At 58.9% G+C, this 17,584-nt stretch carries 17 protein-coding genes and 3 pseudogenes; 3 read left to right on the top strand and 17 right to left on the bottom strand.

What is annotated here, in order from left to right; all coding sequences use genetic code 11:
- Positions 1-188: 188 nt before the first annotated feature.
- Positions 189-421, top strand: a pseudogene (locus N2599_RS35685) (IS66 family transposase); the annotation flags it as partial.
- Positions 422-584: 163 nt separating this feature from the next.
- On the opposite strand, the gene N2599_RS35680 reads toward N2599_RS35685, so the two are convergent.
- The 11 genes from N2599_RS35680 to N2599_RS35630 form a co-directional block, all read right to left on the bottom strand.
- Positions 585-1,661 carry a GlxA family transcriptional regulator gene (locus N2599_RS35680; protein ID WP_027511283.1) on the bottom strand — a complete coding sequence of 359 codons (1,077 nt, stop codon included), beginning with the start codon at positions 1,659-1,661 and terminating at the stop codon, positions 585-587.
- Positions 1,662-1,681: 20 nt separating this feature from the next.
- Positions 1,682-1,984, bottom strand: a complete 303-nt coding sequence (locus N2599_RS35675; protein WP_027511284.1) for a hypothetical protein — start codon at positions 1,982-1,984, stop codon at positions 1,682-1,684.
- Positions 1,981-2,706 carry a CbtA family protein gene (locus N2599_RS35670; RefSeq protein WP_027511285.1) on the bottom strand — a complete coding sequence of 242 codons (726 nt, stop codon included), beginning with the start codon at positions 2,704-2,706 and terminating at the stop codon, positions 1,981-1,983. The genes N2599_RS35675 and N2599_RS35670 overlap by 4 nt, the downstream gene beginning before the upstream one ends.
- Positions 2,707-2,718: 12 nt before the next feature.
- The gene (locus tag N2599_RS35665) at positions 2,719-2,907 is read right to left on the bottom strand and encodes a CbtB domain-containing protein (protein ID WP_027511286.1); all 189 of its coding nucleotides are present in this window, start codon (positions 2,905-2,907) and stop codon (positions 2,719-2,721) included.
- Between the two features lie 59 nt (positions 2,908-2,966).
- Positions 2,967-3,293 (bottom strand): nitrile hydratase accessory protein, encoded by a 327-nt coding sequence (locus tag N2599_RS35660; RefSeq protein WP_027511287.1) that lies wholly within the window; start codon positions 3,291-3,293, stop codon positions 2,967-2,969.
- Between the two features lie 11 nt (positions 3,294-3,304).
- Positions 3,305-3,922, bottom strand: a complete 618-nt coding sequence (gene nthA, locus N2599_RS35655) for a nitrile hydratase subunit alpha (protein ID WP_027511288.1) — start codon at positions 3,920-3,922, stop codon at positions 3,305-3,307.
- Positions 3,923-3,949: 27 nt separating this feature from the next.
- Positions 3,950-4,693: a nitrile hydratase subunit beta gene (gene nthB, locus N2599_RS35650; protein ID WP_027511289.1), complete on the bottom strand. Its 744-nt coding sequence runs from the start codon at positions 4,691-4,693 to the stop codon at positions 3,950-3,952.
- Between the two features lie 26 nt (positions 4,694-4,719).
- Positions 4,720-5,220, bottom strand: coding sequence for a DUF1097 domain-containing protein (locus N2599_RS35645; RefSeq protein WP_027511290.1), 501 nt, complete (start codon positions 5,218-5,220; stop codon positions 4,720-4,722).
- A gap of 46 nt (positions 5,221-5,266) precedes the next feature.
- The gene (locus N2599_RS35640) at positions 5,267-6,241 is read right to left on the bottom strand and encodes a CobW family GTP-binding protein (protein WP_027511291.1); all 975 of its coding nucleotides are present in this window, start codon (positions 6,239-6,241) and stop codon (positions 5,267-5,269) included.
- Between the two features lie 667 nt (positions 6,242-6,908).
- Complete coding sequence (locus N2599_RS35635; RefSeq protein ID WP_027511292.1) at positions 6,909-8,531, bottom strand: MFS transporter; 1,623 nt, start codon at positions 8,529-8,531, stop codon at positions 6,909-6,911.
- Positions 8,532-8,544: 13 nt separating this feature from the next.
- Entirely contained in the window at positions 8,545-9,375 is an 831-nt protein-coding gene (locus N2599_RS35630; protein ID WP_027511293.1) for an alpha/beta fold hydrolase, read from the bottom strand.
- A gap of 260 nt (positions 9,376-9,635) precedes the next feature.
- On the opposite strand from N2599_RS35630, the pseudogene N2599_RS35625 reads away from it, so the two are divergent.
- Positions 9,636-9,794, top strand: a pseudogene (locus N2599_RS35625) (sigma-54 interaction domain-containing protein); the annotation flags it as partial.
- Between the two features lie 198 nt (positions 9,795-9,992).
- Entirely contained in the window at positions 9,993-10,988 is a 996-nt protein-coding gene (locus tag N2599_RS35620) for a sigma-54 interaction domain-containing protein (protein WP_244564608.1), read from the top strand.
- A gap of 8 nt (positions 10,989-10,996) precedes the next feature.
- On the opposite strand, the pseudogene N2599_RS35615 reads toward N2599_RS35620, so the two are convergent.
- The 6 genes and pseudogenes from N2599_RS35615 to N2599_RS35590 all read right to left on the bottom strand — a co-directional run.
- Positions 10,997-11,119, bottom strand: a pseudogene (locus tag N2599_RS35615) (sugar ABC transporter ATP-binding protein); the annotation flags it as partial.
- A 270-nt stretch (positions 11,120-11,389) separates the two neighbouring features.
- Complete coding sequence (locus N2599_RS35610) at positions 11,390-13,012, bottom strand: GMC family oxidoreductase (protein WP_027511295.1); 1,623 nt, start codon at positions 13,010-13,012, stop codon at positions 11,390-11,392.
- Between the two features lie 161 nt (positions 13,013-13,173).
- On the bottom strand, positions 13,174-14,070 hold the full coding sequence (locus N2599_RS35605) for a dihydrodipicolinate synthase family protein (RefSeq protein WP_027511296.1): 897 nt from the start codon (positions 14,068-14,070) through the stop codon (positions 13,174-13,176).
- An 18-nt stretch (positions 14,071-14,088) separates the two neighbouring features.
- Positions 14,089-15,708, bottom strand: coding sequence for an ABC transporter ATP-binding protein (locus N2599_RS35600; protein WP_027511297.1), 1,620 nt, complete (start codon positions 15,706-15,708; stop codon positions 14,089-14,091).
- Entirely contained in the window at positions 15,705-16,640 is a 936-nt protein-coding gene (locus N2599_RS35595; protein ID WP_375714162.1) for an ABC transporter permease, read from the bottom strand. Before N2599_RS35595 ends, N2599_RS35600 begins: the two co-directional genes overlap by 4 nt.
- On the bottom strand, positions 16,637-17,578 hold the full coding sequence (locus N2599_RS35590) for an ABC transporter permease (RefSeq protein WP_027511299.1): 942 nt from the start codon (positions 17,576-17,578) through the stop codon (positions 16,637-16,639). The genes N2599_RS35595 and N2599_RS35590 overlap by 4 nt, the downstream gene beginning before the upstream one ends.
- Positions 17,579-17,584: the final 6 nt, after the last annotated feature.

Genomic DNA, 17,584 nt, shown 5'->3' with positions numbered 1-17,584 from the left:
ATGCCTCGCACAGGAAAATCGTAATCTTGATCTGACGGTTCTTTGGGTGCAACGAGGGTCATGGTAGCGCTATTCAGCTCACTGGTCTTGCCATACGCCCTCATGCTGATGACGCCGGGACCAAACTTATGATGTCCTTTGCATTGCTATGAGACCGTCATGGCATCGTGTGATCAGTGTAGCAAACACGGCCACGCAAGCGCTTCGCACCCCATCTTGAGCGCTTCGAGGCCGTTATCGAGCCGGAGGATCTGCCGGAGCATGCGGGCAGGCAGAAGATCCTGATTGAAGAAAATGTCTCTGAACGTCTGGATGTCATGCGGCGAAGTTCCGTGGCATCGTCATGCGCTGACTGAAGTATGCCTTCAAAAACGGAGACGGCGTCATCCAGGGCGGCTCCGGCACACATCATCTAAGGATCTAAGGCGGCATTCCAACCGAAGCGGTTTTGACCAAGATCGCAATTGACACTCGCGGCAGCATCGCCTGGGGCAGTTGCTGCGAGACAGTGTGATGGGACGACCATGGCGACGCTGGGGAACTCCGCGGAAGATCCTGCTGTTACTCGATGCCACGAGTCGAACTCAGACCGCTCGCGCTCCTTGCGCAGCGAGCGCGCCCGGGTGGGAGGTAGCTAACGCGATCTCCATCGCGAGAGCGCTCCCCGAGCGCCCTTGAGCGTCGCTGATCGGCGCGGCCAGCGATGGCTTCGACGACGTCTGGAAACGGCTCCTATAGTCGTTCGGACTTACGCCGATGGTCTTGGTGAAGACCCTGCGCATGGCATTCACGTCTGCGAAGCCGCAAGTGGTCGCGATCCTCAGAAGCGGCTGCGTGGTGTCCTGCAGCAGTCGTCTCGCGGCGTCCGTGCGGGCGGCTGCAACGAATTCCGCCGGTGTATAGCCAAGTTCCTTACGGAAGACCCGAGCGAAGTTCCGTGTGCTCATCCCGACCTCGTGGGCAAGACTCTCCACGTCGAGGTGGCCGTTCAAATTCGACAAGACGTATTCCTGCGCCTTCTGGATCAGCGTCGTTTCCGACATCTGGCCGACGAGATACGCACTGAACTGCGACTGCCCACCAGGTCTTTTCATGAACATGACCATATAGCGAGCGACGATCATCGCGGTGTCCTTGCCGTGGTCTTCCTCGACAAGCGACAATGCGAGATCGATACCTGCCGTGACACCGGCAGCCGTTATCAGAGATCCGTCGCGCACGTAGATGGCGTCGGCATCCAGATCGATATCGGGATATTCAGCGCTGAATTTCGCGGCGCATTCCCAATGCGTGGTGATCCTTTTTCCATCGAGAAGACCTGCGGCTGCGAGCAGGAACACTCCGGTGCAGATCGATCCGAACCGTCGGGCCGTCGGTACGCGACGCTGGAGCCAGGCGATGACAGCGGGGTCGATTTCGAAGAAGGCCGGGTCACCTGCTACGAGCAGCGTGTCGATATCCTCGTCCTCGTCAAAGATTGTCCGATCGGCCATGAACCGCAACTGGCCCGTTCCCGCCACGGAAGGGGCGCCAGTCGACATTATTTGGATATCGTAAGCGTCCATGTCTCCCAATCGTCTTGCCGCCTCCCAGAAGACCTCGGCAGGACCAACGATGTCGAGTGACTGCACGCCGGGTGGCGCGAGGATGACGATCCGCATGGCTTTAATCTCCTGGTTTGTCATTCGCCAAATTGGTCATGCAAGATCGCTGCCAGTCCCAGCACTGTCAGGCTGTTTCGGATCTGCCTGCTGTTGAGGTGGAAGTTGGATGCCTCATGCACATCTCCATTATCGATCTTCGCCTTGGCTGCCGCCTCAAACGCTGCGGCGTTTTGTTCGTAGAACTCGATACAGTCGTGTTGCATTGGGGGGTTCCGTAACATTGCGCGGAATGCTCTGCGATGAACGATGCAGTTGCCACCGTTTTCGGCGGCGAATTGCAGCGCATCGAGGTCCTCCCGCCAGATCATGCCGTTGCTCACGCCGCGCATTCGAAGCGGTTGAAGAGTGTCCCGCTCAACGACCCCAGGATCGCCCAGAACACGAGGCTGGTCATGACCGCCGCGGCACCGAATTGATGCCGGAGAGCTTCTGGCGTCAGCGCATGCAGTCCTTCCGGGGGCGCGGGCGCGCCGATCAGATGAGGCGCGGCGATCACCGCGATCGCAACCACGGCTGCCCATGGCTTTCGCTGGAACGCGATCAGTCCGATGCCTGCGGCAGTCGCCAGGGCGGTTCCGATCCACCAGAACTGCCGGTCCCCAAGCGGAGCGGAGGGCGTCCCTGGCAGCTCGGGCGGCAGGCCCAACATGGGAGCGATCATGACACATGCGAATCCTGCCAATCCCCAAAGCAGGCCTTCGCGCCACGTCACGGGTTTTCCGCGCATCGCGATAAGGCCGCACAGCACCAGCGCATATCCAATCGCGGTCAACACGTCGGCCGCCACCGTGAATGCTATTCGTTCAAACCCATCTGCGGGTTCCCAGCCGCCTTCTTCGTGATCGTGACCAGCTTCGTGGACGTGGGCATCCGCCATGGGAGTGACAGTGATCGCCCCGGACTCGGCTTCGCCCGCCTTTTCGTAGACCTCCGCCTTGGCGATCAACTGGCTTGTACCGGCAAACTGAACCGCGCTTACGGACACGCCGACGATGACGCCGGTAAGGGCGGCGGTGAAAACGATAGAGCGAAACAAAGACATTGCGCTGACCCCTCAGTGGCAAGGAAACGCATTGGCATGGCGGGTGTCATGCGCTGCGTTGTGAACGATCTCGATATGGGAAAACCCTACGAAGCCGACGATGATCATGCCAAAGCACACGGCCATCGCCGCCTGAAGAATTCTGGTTGCGGAGTTCGCCACGATGGGCGTCGAGATGGTTGATGATGCGGATACTGACATCTTTTGTACCTTTCGAGACGGGCGGCGTGCCCTTTGCGAAGTTTCTGTTGCTGATTTGATCAGGCCGCGAGCGCGGCCCGGATCTCTTCCAGATCGATGATGCCAGCCTTGACGACCGCCTTCTCGAGCGCCGCTAGGAACTGGTCGTAGTAGTTCCAGGTCGAACGATCGACAGGATGCGCATCCTCCCAGTCCTTGATCGTCCAGATGAGTTCGTCGCGGAAATCATCCCATTCAAAAAAGCCGTTCTTGGCGAGCGCCAGGGCCATTCCGAACGAGGACCGCTCCCACTCCGAACCGAAGCAGAGAGAGCCGTTGGCGCGAGGAGGATTGTCGGTCTTCCCCATCATCTCGGTGATTGCGAAGTGTTCGAACTGGGTCAGCATCATCGACGACCTCAAGCGGCCTTGGCGATGGCGACGCCCATCATTGCTTCGGGAGTGACGAGCGCCTCGAGTTCGGCCTCGGTCATTCCTTCCGTGCCAACAGGACGTTCAGGAACGACGAACCAGCGGATCTGCGCACTGGAATCCCAGACCTTGATTTCGATGGCCTCGGGGACTGGAAGTCCGAACTCGTTCAGAACGGCGCGCGGTTCGCGGGCGGCGCGGCTGCGGAAGGTCGGATCCTTGTACCAGTAGGGAGGCAGCCCCAGGACTGGCCAGGGATAGCAGGAGCAAAGCGTGCATATGATAAGGTTGTGCACATTCGGCGAGTTCGCGACTGCGCGCATATGCTCGCCCTCGGCGCCTGCCATGCCCTCGGGCAGGTTGAGTTCGGCGATCGCCGCCGGCGTGTCTGCCACGAGTCGGTCTTTGAAGGACGGGTCAACCCAGGCTCGGGCGACGATCTTTGCACCGTTAAAGGGTCCCATCTTTGTTTCGAAGAAGTCGAGGACCGTGTCGACGGTCTTGTCCGTGATAATGCCCTTTTTGATCAGCAGGGCTTCGAGAGCCTTGACCCGCGCGGCACTGTAGGCTTCGCGATCCTCGCGATATTGAAAGCGGTCGATCATGTGAGTGTGCTCCTATCGGATGGCGGGTCAGGCCGCCTGTTTGGCAGATGCTGCCGCGGGCGCTTCGAGGTAATGCGCGTAAAGATCGGCGTAGAGACTGAAGTTCTTCTCGGCGTTGCCGGGCCAGAGGTCTTCCGGTTCGAAGCGAATGCAGTAGACAGGCATAGCAGCGCCGATTCCATCAGTCCCGGTATCGCAGAGGTACACGTAGGCTCCGTCGTAGACTGTCTCGACGGTGCCGTTCTTGTTGCGGAGAAAGCCCGGAAGTCTGGTGTGCTCGATGGAGGGGACGTTCTTGATCGAAACGAAGTCGCCGACTGCGAAATCAAAGGACACATTGGTGTCGCGCTTCGGGCTGTCGCCTTCGACGAGATACTGCACGACTCGATCGTCGATGGCCGCGTCGCCGGCGGCCGGAACCGATTTCGACGGATCGTTATAGTATTCTTCCGTCAACGCATCGAGTTCTTTCGCGGTGATATATCCGTTGTATATGAAGTAGCCGGAAATGCCGCCAAGCCATTTTTCGTAATAGCGGAATTTGAAGTAGTCGAACGGGTTCAGGGATTCCGCACCCTTTCGAAGGTCCGCCCACGTCCAAACGGTCGTGAATGTGGACGACGTCCGTGGAAGTGGCAGTTGCGAAGAAAGCGCCATCATCGCCGTATGGATGCCGAAGATGCGGGTTTCCCAGGTCTCGACGAAGACGCGGGTTTCGGTACTCACGGGGCCAAGACCCTCAAGACCGCCTAGATAGTGTTGCAGTTTCATGACGTCGTCCTTTCTGCGTTGCGGAGTTAGGCGGTGACCGGCTTCTTGGCCGCCAGAAGATTGGTGCCCATTTCGGAGAGCAACCCGAACACGACGCCAAGCAGCATGGCTGCCATGGCAACAAGTGTTGGATGATTGATGCCGGAGGTCACAACGGTGGTGTTGGTGGCGGCCGTCGTGCCAACGAAGGAGGCGAAGCCAAAGACGATCGCTGGCGTAAAGTTCAGGATCGGAATTGAGGAAGCAAACACCATTGCCGACGTGCCGAGACCGACCAAGATGGCAGCGAAGATTGGATGGGCGAGACCGAACTGGATGATCAGGAGCGTCATTGTGGCAATGATGATGCCCGTCCAGTTCGAAATGATGCTCTTGATCAGTCCGCGTTGGCCGCCGCCGCAGGCGAAAAAGGAAGCCCAGGCGATGAACGTCACCCAGACGGGAACGGGGAATACCGTCGCGGTAATATATGTGTCGATCGCGCCCAGGATGCCAAGGCTGATCATTGCAGCAACGAGAGGGGGCATGTTCTGTCTCCTTAATGGACAAACGGTATTTGCGGAAATAAAGGCGTCAGGAAGCGAGCGCATGCCGCTTGGCGAGGCAGCTTCTGAAGCCCTCGCGCAAGCCGCCTTCGTCGAGATTGCGGCCGATAAAGACCATTTCGCTGAGGCGAGCTTCTGAGGGCTGCCAGATCTTGCCGGGACGTCCTTCCAGGGTCATGTGGACGCCATGGAGGACGTATCGCCGCGCCTCGCCGGCGAAGTTCAACACGCCCTTCATGCGGAAAAGATCGGTACCGATCTCCTGGACAAGTCGGGTTAGCCAACCGTTAAGCGCGGCCGGGTCGAGAGCTTCGTAGTCGCGGATTGCAACGCAGCCGATCGTCTGGTCGTGCTCGTGGTCATGTTCGTCCAGAATGTTTGGATCGATCGCCAGAATGTTCTTGAGATCGAAGGCGCCGATTCCCAGGATGTCGGCCAGCTCCACGTCGCAGGAACTTGTGCGGATGATCCGGGCCAGCGGGTTGCGCTTCGTAAGGTCGCGTTCGATTTCGATCAAACGATATTCGTCTTCAAGATCGATCTTGTTGAGCAAGAGGACGTCGGCGAAACTGATCTGCTCGACCGCCTCCTCCTGCGAAAGCTGGCGCGATATGTGACGGGCGTCGACGACCGTCACGATCGCATCGAGCTCCAGCCTTGCCGATAGAACCTCGTCGAGAATAAACGACTGAATGACCGGAGCGGGGTCGGCGAGCCCCGACGTCTCGATGATGAACCGATCGATCGGTCGTCCAGATGCGAGCAGGCTGCGGATGGCGGCGATCAGATCGTCACGGACCGTGCAGCAAATGCAACCATTGTTTAGCTCGACGATTTCGTCCTTTGTCTGAACGACGAGCTGTCCATCTATACCGACCTCACCATACTCGTTGACGATAACGGCGATATGCTCGCTGCTTCCCGAACTCAGGATCCGGTTCAGCAGGGTTGTCTTTCCCGCACCCAGAAACCCCGTCAGGATCGTCGTTTTCAACTTCGACATTGTCGCTTACTCCGTGCTGGCATAACTTCGCCGTCCCGCGCAAGGCGGGCCAGATCCGAGCCAGTTCTCGATTTACAGATGCTATTGTAGGCGAGCCGCTACGCTTGCTTGAGCGGCATTAAGGGGTAAAACCAGCCGGTTGCGCAATAGTGCCGAGGTGGGCATTTCCGGCCAAAATGATAGCAGAATCCGCCAAAATTTCGCACTCTGTAGCGGCTGCTGCTTAAATAAGCAGCATGCTTAAAAAACAGATAGTCTATGATTTTTTCTTAGCCGTCTTCTAAAACGCCCGGCGTGCACGCTCGCAACGCGTGGCGTCATTGGGGGTTGGTTCGGCGGATGAGCTTGGTGTTCGGAAGCATGACTTTCAATGCGTCGTTCAAATTTTTCGCCGATACCAATATCGCCCTCTGCCGGCAATCCATCCTAAGATCTACCTCTTCGAGCAGAGAGGTGAACGACGATCATTGCTGGATCTGCGAACTCACAAGTCGTGGCTGCGCCACAACAACGAGGTGTCCATGGTTTCCATGGTTCGCCTGACCCGCGCTGTGACCGAAGAGACCGGGCAAGCGCCCGGACTCTTCGATGCGGTTTTTAAGGGAGTTGGACGAGGAGCTGTATCCGCAGCCGTCCCCTGTGTGCGGCGCGTCTCCGGTTCTGAGCTTTATGTGTTCAGATCGCGCCCGCGCGTCTCTGGCAGAAGAAGCGCACCGATCACCGCCGTCAAACCGGCAAAGGCGACCGTGTACCAGAGGCCGCCGAAGATGTTTCCTGTCGTAAGCACTACTGCCGTTGCCACGAAAGGCGCAAATCCGCCGATCCATCCATTGCCGAGTTGCAGGGCAACCGAAACACCGCTGTAGCGTATGCGAACGGGAAAGAGTTCGACCAGAAGAGCCCCGAGTGGTCCATAGACCATTGTCGCCAGGAAAACCAAGGCAAAGAGGACCAGGACAACCATCGGACCATTCGGCTGGACCGGGGCCTTTGCCGCCGGCATCCCCACTTGCGTCAGGGCGTCAACGAGCTCGCCCTCATTCAGGGATTTCCCCTTACCGCCATTGATCTGGATTCGGAGAGGCTCGCCGTCAATCTTCACAATGTAGGGAACGGCACGCCCAGTCAGCGACGCCTTCATTTTTTGGCATTCCGTCGTTGCCTGCGGTCGGAAAAGTTGTCCGATAAAGGACTGATCGTGGTCGCAGTCATTGCCCGCCAGCACCACGGATGTTTTGGCGCGGAACTCCGTCAGCGCAGGATTGCCATAGGTCGCGAGCGCTTGGAAAAGTGGCATGATCAGCAGGGCCGATAAGGCACATCCCGTCACGACGATCCACTTGCGTCCGATCCTGTCGGAAAGCCAGCCGAAGAATAGGAAGAACGGCGTGCCGAGTGTGAGCGCCACGAGAAGGTAGAAGTTCGCCTGATCATGAGTCATCTTGAGGATGGTGGTCATGAAATACAGGCTGTAGAAATGGCCCGTGTACCAAATGACCGCCTGCCCCGCGACGACGCCGAAGATCGCCACCAGCACGAGGCGCAGGTTTCTGCCGTCACCGAACGTCTCGGCGATCGGGTTCTTCGAACCTTTTCCTTGCGCCTTCATTTCCTGAAAGACCGGCGACTCATGCAGCTTGAGGCGGATGTAGAGCGACAAAACCAAAAGCAGGATCGAACCGATGAAGGGTATGCGCCATCCCCAACTGGCAAAATCCTCAGCCGATAGCAGGGACCGGCAAAGAACGATCACAATGAGCGACAGGAACAGGCCAAGCGTTGCGGTGATCTGGATCCAGCTTGTCGTGAGACCCCGCCGATTGAGGTCAGAATGCTCCGCAACATAGGTCACCGCGCCCCCAAACTCGCCGCCGACAGCCAAGCCCTGCAGCAGGCGCAGCCCCACCAGCAAAGCAGGCGCCGCCCAGCCGATGGACTCGTAAGTCGGCAACAGACCGATGGCGGCCGTGGCAAGCCCCATGACCAGCATGGTCACGAGGAAGGTTTTCTTCCGGCCGACAAGGTCACCGAGCCTGCCAAAGACGATTGCGCCAAAGGGTCGAAGGACGAAGCCCGCGCCGAAGGTCGCCAAGGCCGCGAGCAACGCCGCCGTTTCGTTGCCCTTCGGGAAGAACAGCGTACTGAAGAAGGCGGCAAGGGAGCCGTAGATAAAGAAGTCGTACCATTCGAAAACGGTCCCGAGCGCGGCCGCAAATACGGTCCGTTTCGTGTTGCGGTCCAGATCGCGCGCTTGTGATGTGACCCGTGAAGTCACCTCTTGAACAGACATGTGAGCCTCCCAGTCAAACGGCTTGACGCGAGAGGCCTGCGCCACTCGACCGAAAAGAACGAGGATCGCAGTCCCCGAGAAAGCTCTCGAGGACATGGTTGAAGGCCTGAGGCTGCTCGAGCATCGGGAAATGACCCGCGTCCGCAATAACCTCAAGGCGGCCTTCCGGAATCCCCTCTGCGAGGATAACGGATTCGCCAGGTGGCGTGATGATGTCCTCATTCCCGACCACGACCAGCGTGGGGACGCCGATATCGCGAAGATTGGCCCGGCTGTCCGAGGCATTGAGCGAGGCAATCGCCTCCCGCGCCACGAAGGCCGGCGTCTGCGCGACCTCTTGTCTGGCAAATTCGACGAGTTCGCGGCTTGCCGAACTGCCGAACGACCGGTCGATGACATTCTGGCTTGCCTGGACAACGCCGAGGTCATCAATTGCCATGAGCACATTGTCGACGTTGACATCCTCTCCAAGTCCGTGGGGTGTGGCCCCGACCAGGACGAGCGCGCGGACACGCTCGGGGTGGGAAAGGGTGAAGCTCTGCACCACGGTTCCGCCCATCGAGAGACCGACGAGAATGGCCTCGTCGATTTCGAGTGCGCGATAGACCGCCAGGATGTCATTCGCGAAGGCCGGGATCGTGTAGCTGCGTCCGTCTGGTCGTGGCGATACACCGTGTCCTGGAAGATTGATGCGGATGACCCTGTAACGGGACGAGAACGCCTCAACTTGCTCCCGCCAAAATTCGGCGGTGGTCGTGAACCCGTGCACGAACACGAGCGGCGAACCTGCGCCCGACAGCTGGACAACCGTATCGCCAATCATCATGGTTTCGATATGCATCATTTCTGCTCCCCTTTCCGGTTTTACACCGGGAGCATCGCAAGGGTCGGGCCAGTTCGCGGCGTTCGAGGAGAACATTGATTAATGCGCTGGAAACATGCGTAAATTTCGAGGGGGCTTGGCCCCTCAGAAGGCGTTTATACGTCAGCCTCCAGCGCCACACTGTCACCTAAGGGAGACATAATTTGTCTCGCTTTAGAGACGATCAGCCGCTAGTGTACCGGTGACGCAATTCATCGGGGTTCCAACCAAGGCAGGCTTAGATGACGCTTCCGGAGTGGTTCTCGGGTTCATCGGAAGAAGCTGGGTTTCTTCGGCTTGTGCTCGATCATGTCTCGGACTGCCTCGTCGCGGTCGATACTGCCGGAACAATCGTCCTGATCAATGAGCCCTACTGCCGGCTGCTCGGAGGGGAGGCCGATGACTTCCTTGGGCGCCACATAACCGATGTGGTTGGGCCGCAGACTAAGCTTCATTTCGTTGCACGCGGGATCGGCACCCATGTCGGCTATCCGCTCGAGGTGCGGGGCCACAAATTGGTGACGAAGCAAGTGCCGGTGCACCGGGACGGCAAGATCATCGGCGCCGTCGGCCTTGCCCTCTTTTCCGACTACGATGCCTTGAAGAAGACCTACAGCCGCATATCGAAGGCGGAACTCGCCATTCCGCATAATCCCAGATCCTGGCAATCGAAGTTCAGCCTGAATGACATCATCGGCACGGGCGAGTTGATGGATTCCTATCGTGACGCCATCAAGGTGGCCGCTGCCTACGAGCTGCCCGTGATGATTTGTGGCGAGACCGGCGCGGGCAAGGAACTGGCCGCGCATGCGCTTCATGCACTGTCGGACAGGTGTGCCGGGCCGTTTGTGTGGGTCAACTGCGCGTCCATTCCCAGCGAGCTCATTGAAGCCGAACTCTTCGGTTACGAAGGTGGTGCTTTCACCGGCGCGCGCAGCCAGGGCAAACCAGGCAAGTTCGAGCTTGCCACAGGCGGCATGCTCTTCCTTGACGAGATCGGCGACATGCCGCTTGCGCTTCAGGGCAGTCTGCTGCGCGTTCTCCAGATGAACGAAATCGTGCGCGTCGGCGGCACCAATCCGGTCAGCATCGACTTGTGCATAGTCTGCGCGACCAATAAACCTCTTCTTGACCTGGTGAGAGCGGGCCGCTTTCGTGAGGACCTTTATCACCGGCTGAATGTGCTGTCGATAAACGTCCCTCCCCTGCGAGAAAGAGAAGACATTCCATATCTTGCCGAGCGCTTGCTTGCGCGCATCGCAGGCCGGCTTGGAAAGCCCACGCCAAACTTGACGGCCCAAGATCGCAAACTACTGCTCGGATACGCCTGGCCGGGGAACGTGCGCGAGCTGGAAAACGGGCTGACGCGGATGCTCATCACCGGCAAGCTTTCCATTTCTGTTACGGAACCTTCCTCAAACCCGGCTCAGCCAGCCCCAACGACGTCTCTCAAACAGAGAATACAATCCCAAACGGACGCGGAGATTCGTACCGCTCTCAAACAAACGCAAGGCAACAAAAGCCGCGCGGCCGAATTGCTCGGCATCAGCCGTGCACACCTCTATCGCCTTCTCAAGGAGCAAGGCGCCGAATAGCGTTGCTTCTGATCGTGCGTTACACAAACAGTGACGATTTTCAGCCTCTGGTGCAGGGCCTTAATCTCGGCCCGCATCTGCACCCCGGCGTCGAGATTGGATGACGGCTCGTCGAACAGAAAGACTCGGGGGCGCCCACGATCACGACCGCTGTCTTGAAAGAATGCTGAGGGACCACCGTCAGAGCGCCATAGCGCTTGGTGATATTGCGGATGCCCTTCTCCGAGCGATGGCACCAACCATGCCTGTCACGTCACGGAGCCCATGGTCAGGCCTTGCATCAAGTAGCCCCGCAGTTTGAAGGCGAAGACGATGACCAGCCCCAGAAGGTTAATACGGGTATTTGCTGATCGTGACACATACGAGCCCGCACAGTAACACACGGAAGCGGTGGCTGTGGATCAGGCGAGATCCTCTTCCACGATCATGGCTGCTCCCTTCGCGGCGATCATGGCCGTCGGAGTGTTCGTATTCCCGGACGTGATTGTAGGCATGATCGATGCGTCGATCACACGAAGCCGATCGACCCCATGGAATCGAAGGCGATCGTCCACCACGGCCATCGGATCGCTCGCCAATCCCATTTTTGCCGTTCCGACCGGATGGAAGATCGTCGTGCCGATGTCGCCGGCGGCCTTTGCGAGAGATGCCTCATCGTCGCCCACCGCGCGACCGGGAAGATATTCCTCGGGACGGTAGGGCCGTAGGGTCGGCTGAGCCATGAGCTTGCGGGTGACGCGGATCGCGTCGGCCGCCACCTGCCGGTCTTCGTCTGTGGAGAGGTAGTTGGGTCTGATCTCCGGTGCTTCGAAAACCGCACTCGATTTCAGTCGAACAGTTCCGCGAGACGTCGGTCGCAAATTGCATGCCGCCACAGTGATGGCCGGGAACCGGTGCAGGGGTTCGCCGAATTTTTCCAAGGACAGCGGCTGAACGTGGAACTGGATATTGGCACGCTCCTGCCTGGCGTCCGAGCGGGTGAATATCCCCAGCTGCGATGGTGCCATCGTGAGAGGTCCGCGGCGGCGCAGCGCATAATCGGCTCCCATCCACGCGCGATAAGCCAGCGAGTAATAACTTTCGTTGAGCGTCCGGATACCGTGAACTCTATAGATCGCCCGTTGCTGGAGGTGGTCTTGGAGGTTTCGCCCGACCCCTTGTCTGTCGAGGCGAACGTCGATGCCAAGCGGCGCGAGCCACTCGCCGGGGCCCACTCCGGAACGGTGCAGGATTTGCGTCGACCCGATCGATCCGGACGAAAGGATGACCTCGCCACTGGCCCGCACTTGCAAGACTTCGCCTCCGCGCGAGAATTCGACGCCGACCGCCCGACCGTTCTCGATGACCAGACGTTCGACGGTGACATGGGTTTCGAGGCGCAGGTTCGGGCGTGACAGCGCAGGTTTGAGGAACCCGCGAGCCGACGACCAGCGACGTCCACATTTCTGGTTGACGTGAAAGTAGCCGGTCCCCTCGTTGTCGCCTGTGTTGAAGTCGGGGACGCTTCGAATGCCCATATCGGCGGCCGCGCTGGCGACCGCGTCCAAAACCTTCCAGGAAATGCGGGGAGCCTCGATCCGCCATCCGCCGCCGGCCCCATGATGTTCAGTTTCTCCGAGGAAATGGTCTTCGAAGCGCCTGAAAACCGGCAGGACGTCGTCCCATCCCCAACCGTTCAGTCCCAACTGCCGCCAATGATCGTAGTCTGCGGCCTGACCACGTATCGATATCATGGCGTTGATCGCGGACGAACCACCTATCACCTTTCCGCGCGGATAGGCTAAAGCTCGGCCGTTGAGGCCCGGCTCCGCTTCGGTTTTGAACAGCCAGTCGGCGCGGGGGTTGCCGATCGCGAACAAGTATCCGACAGGAATATGAAACCAGATCCAGTTGTCCCGGCCGCCGGCCTCCAATAGTAGCACGCGCTTTCGGCGATCCTCCGAAAGCCGGTTGGCGACGATACAGCCGGCTGTCCCAGCACCCACGACGATATAGTCGTATTCGCCCTCGAGCACTTTCATCATAATTGTCCTCGCTCGCCGTCACTTCATTGCTGAAGGGGAGCCAATCGATGGCTCGCACCGTTCAGGCGAGTGTGCCTGGCGTCTGTCCTGCTTGTTTGTTCGATGGCCGCCCGAAGAGGCGGGGTGGATGATAGGATCAGGCGTCTGATGAGGTTCGCCCGTCAGCGAAGGCCAGAAGGAAGGCCGGCGAGCGCAGCCTCGACTTTCGCTCTTGCCGACGGCGCGAGAGGCAGGATCGGCCGAGGTGGCTTTGCGTGTATAGCGTGATTGAGCTCGGCTATCGTATAGACCACCCGCAGGCTTGAGAACTCTTTGAACAGCGACCAGACCGGCTCAAGCGTCGCGTTAAGTCGTCGGGCCTCATCAGCGTCATTTCGTTGCGCCGCACGAACCATCGAGAGGCAGGTGTGCGGAAATAGGCCCCCCAGGACGCTGTACCAGGTCGATGCGCCGGCGATCAGGCCCTCTACGGAATTCCAATCGCCGCTATAGCCGAGCGAGAAGCCGTCGCGAACTGCCGCCCTTAGCTCAGCGTGATGCGATTTGATCCCGGCGGGCTCGGGCGCCGGGCTTTTGACGGCCACAATGCGCTCGATCCTGCTCAGACGACCGATAAGCCCGGACGTGAACTTAAAATGGGTGGTGCCTGGGTTGTCGTATATGCAGAGGGGCAGTCCACTCTCACGTGCGACAGTGGAGAAATGCTCGAACACCTCGTCGTCGGTCAGTGGTGTGTAGGAGACGGGTGCGAGAAGGCCGGCCGATGCGCCTGCTGACCGTGCGTCCTGAGCCAACCGCACCGCGTCGTCCGTTCTGAGCGCGCCGATGCCGGCGATGATCGGTACAGGTCCCGACATATCTGCTGCAGTTTCGATGGCACGACAGCGCTCTTCACGCGACAGATACATATAGGTGCCGGTGCTGCCCAGAAGCCCGATGGAGTCAACTCGGGCATCCAGGAGCGGGCTGAGCACTTGACGAAGAGCACCCAGATCTACGCTGCCGTCGACGTTGGCCGGAGTAATTGGAAAAGCAGAGAGACCGTCTGGATATTTCATTTCGTAACCCTTTCGAGTTCATACCGGAGATGCGCTGGCGAATTCGAATGCCTGACCGGGAGCGGCTTCGAACAACGCTTTGGTGTACGGGTCCTTTGGTGTCGCAAAGAGCTCTGCAGTCGGGCCGTGTTCAATCACGCGGCCGCTTTTCATGACAAGGATACGATCGCAAATCTGAGCTGCGACACGCAGGTCATGTGTGATAAACAACATGGCAAGGTTGAACCTTCGCCGCACGTCTTCAAGGAGCTCGAGCACCTGCGCCTGAACGGAAACGTCGAGTGCGGAAACGGCCTCGTCGGCGATGAGGATCTCTGGATCCATCGCCAAGGCGCGCGCTATGCAGATGCGTTGCCGTTGGCCACCCGAGAATTGATGCGGATAGCGATCTAGCGAGTCGGGTGAAAGACCGACGAGAGACATCAATTCGCGCGCTCGGGCGCGCGCGTGGTCCGACGTGGCACCGAAATTGATTGGCCCCTCGACGATGGACGCTCCCACGGTGCGGCGTGGATTGAGGGATCGGTATGGGTCCTGGAAGACGATCTGACAGCGTTGGCGATGTGCCCGCAAATGCCTTTCAGGAAGATTCGCAATGTCCGCCTCGCCGGTAATGATCGCCCCGGACGTAGGATTGACGAGCCGCGCAATACAGCGCGCAACGGTTGACTTTCCGGAGCCTGACTCGCCGACAATGCCCAACGTTTCACCGGCTCGCAACCTGAAGTCGACGGAATTCACCGCATGGACCCCGGCGCCCTCCTTGATCAAACGGGGTGCGCCGTAGAATTTCGAGAGCTTGACCGTCTCCAGTCGGATTGGCCCGGTATTTTCGATTCGGTTCGGGGGATTGAGTTTCGGGACAGCGTCAATCAGCATCCGGGTGTACGGTTGCGCTGGCGATCTCAACACTTGGGAAGCGCCACCCTGCTCCACCAGTTTCCCTCTTTGCATAACAACAACGCGGTCAGCGATGTCGGCGACTACACCGAAGTCATGCGTAATGAAAAGCACACCCGTTCCGCGGCGCTGCTGCACCTCCGCGATAAGCTTGAGGATCTGTGCCTGCGTCGTCACGTCAAGCGCGGTCGTTGGCTCATCGGCGATCAACAACGCGGGATCAAGAATTAGCGCCTGGGCGATCATGATGCGCTGGCGCTGACCACCGGAGAGCTGGTGGGGATAGGACGCGTACATTCGTTGCGGATCAGGAAGGTGGACCGCTTCCATGATCGCGAGCACTTTCTCTTTTCGCTCAGCGGGATTGAGATCGGTATGGATTCGCAGGACCTCGTCAATTTGCTCGCCGCAAGGGACGACCGGGTTGAGAGCAGTCATTGGCTCCTGAAAGATCATGGCCATGCGAGTTCCGCGAAGCGCGCGAAGACGCGCGGGGGAGGCCTTGAGCACGTCTTCGCCCTGAAGCAAGATTTCACCTGCTCCCACCGTCAATCCTTTCGGAAGCAGGCCCATGACAGCGTGCGACGTGACGGACTTGCCCGAACCGGACTCTCCCACGACGCAAACGATTTCTCCTGCCCCAACCGTGAACGAGATGGCCTCGATCGCATGCGGGCGATCGGCGGACTGCGGCAGTTCAACTGCGAGATTCCTGATTTCAAGTAGCGGCACACTCATGCGCGTTTCTCCATCTTGGGGTCGAGCACGTCGCGAAGACCGTCGCCGAGAATATTGATTGCAAGAACCGTCAGGCCGAGAAAAATCCCGGGAAACAGAATATTGTGCGGGAAGAGCCGGAACAATTGCCGTCCCTCCGCCATGATATTTCCCCAGGTGGGTATTTCTGGCGGGATGCCGATGCCGAGAAACGACAGGATAGCCTCGACCAAGATTGCCGAAGCGCAGATAAAGGTGCCTTGGACAATCAAAGGCGCGACCGTATTCGGCAGGATGTGCCGGATTAGAAGAGGGAGAGTACGGGTCCCGACCGTAACGGCGGCCTCGACATAGGGTTCATGCCGCGCAGAGAGCACAACAGAACGGACCAACCGGACGACACGCGGGATTTCAGGAACTATGATGGCGACGATGACCGTCAGTATGCCCGCACTCGACAAAGAGACAAGCGCGATCGCAAGCAAAATTGCTGGAATCGCCATCAGACCGTCCATGATCCGCATGACGATCCTGTCGAGCCACGGGAAATAGCCGGCGATCAGACCGATCGCTAATCCGAGAGTGATCGACACGACCGCCACGGTGATACCGACGAGCAGAGAGACCCGGGCGCCGTAAAGAACGCGGCTGTAGACATCCCGCCCGAGCGAGTCAGTGCCCATCAGGTGCGCGACGGTTGAACGCGTCCCGTCGTCAAGCCGGTGACTGCTTTCCGCCATGGGGAAGCGGTTTCTGGCCGTTGGGTCGATCGCGATAGGATCGACGCTCGCTAGAAGCGGTGCGGCAAGGCCGACGACGAGCATCACGAGCACGATAATCAAACCCATCACAACAGAAGGGTTGCGGAGGAGTTTGTAAACGAGCGCGGAACGCACGCTGAGGGGCTTGATTTCCGGTTCAGGCAAGGAGCGGACTGAGGTGTGTGCGGTCAATGAGTTATCCTCGGGTCAAAGATCGTATATGAGAGATCTACGATCAGGTTGATCAGGACGTAGACAAAAGCGAAAAGAAGAATGATTACCTGGATCACCGGAAAGTCTCTGGCGAGCACTGCATCCACGGTAAGGCGTCCGAGGCCGGGTATGGAGAAGACACTTTCAGTCACGACGACACCGCCGATGAGCAGCGCGACACCAAGCCCTACCACCGTAACGATGGGCACGGCGGCGTTCTTAAGCGCGTGTCCGAAGAGCACTTTCGCTTCTGTCTGCCCCTTCGCCCGGGCAGTGCGGATGTAATCCTCGGAGAGGACCTCCAGCATGCTCGTCCGCGTCATGCGAGCGATTAGCGCGATGTAAATAACGGACAATGTTATGGCCGGCAGAACAAGGCTCTTGAACCAGGGACCGATCCCCCCCGTAATTCTCTGATAACCCTGGACGGGGAGCCATTTCAGTTCGATCGCGAACACGTAGACCAGCAGATACCCGATAACGAACACCGGGATCGAAAATCCGAGCACAGAGACACTCATGACAACCCGATCCACGATCGTACCTTGTCGATATGCCGCTATCGCGCCAAGCGGGATCGCGACCGTGACCGCGAGAAGAATGGTCACGACAGAGAGGGATAGTGTCGGTTCGATCCGATCCGAAATGAGGTCCCAGACCGTTTTCTTAAAAAAGAAGCTGTCGCCAAAGTTGCCAGTGACGATCTGACCGAGCCAAACGAAATATTGGGTGACGACCGGTTCTTCCAGACCGAGCTTCTGGCGAATCTCCAGGAGCTGCTGCGGTGTGGCATTGTCGCCGGCAATGATGGCGGCAGGGTCTCCAGGTGTCAGTCGCAGCATCAGGAACACCAGCGCTGCCACAACCAGCATTACCGGCACAGTCGCAGCAAGTCGACGAAGAGTATATTGAATCATGGGACA

The organism is Rhizobium sullae (assembly GCF_025200715.1).
GTDB classification, from domain to species: Bacteria; Pseudomonadota; Alphaproteobacteria; order Rhizobiales; family Rhizobiaceae; genus Rhizobium; species Rhizobium sullae.
Note: the sequence above shows the minus strand (reverse complement) of the source record. Positions and strands in the feature narration are given on the sequence as shown.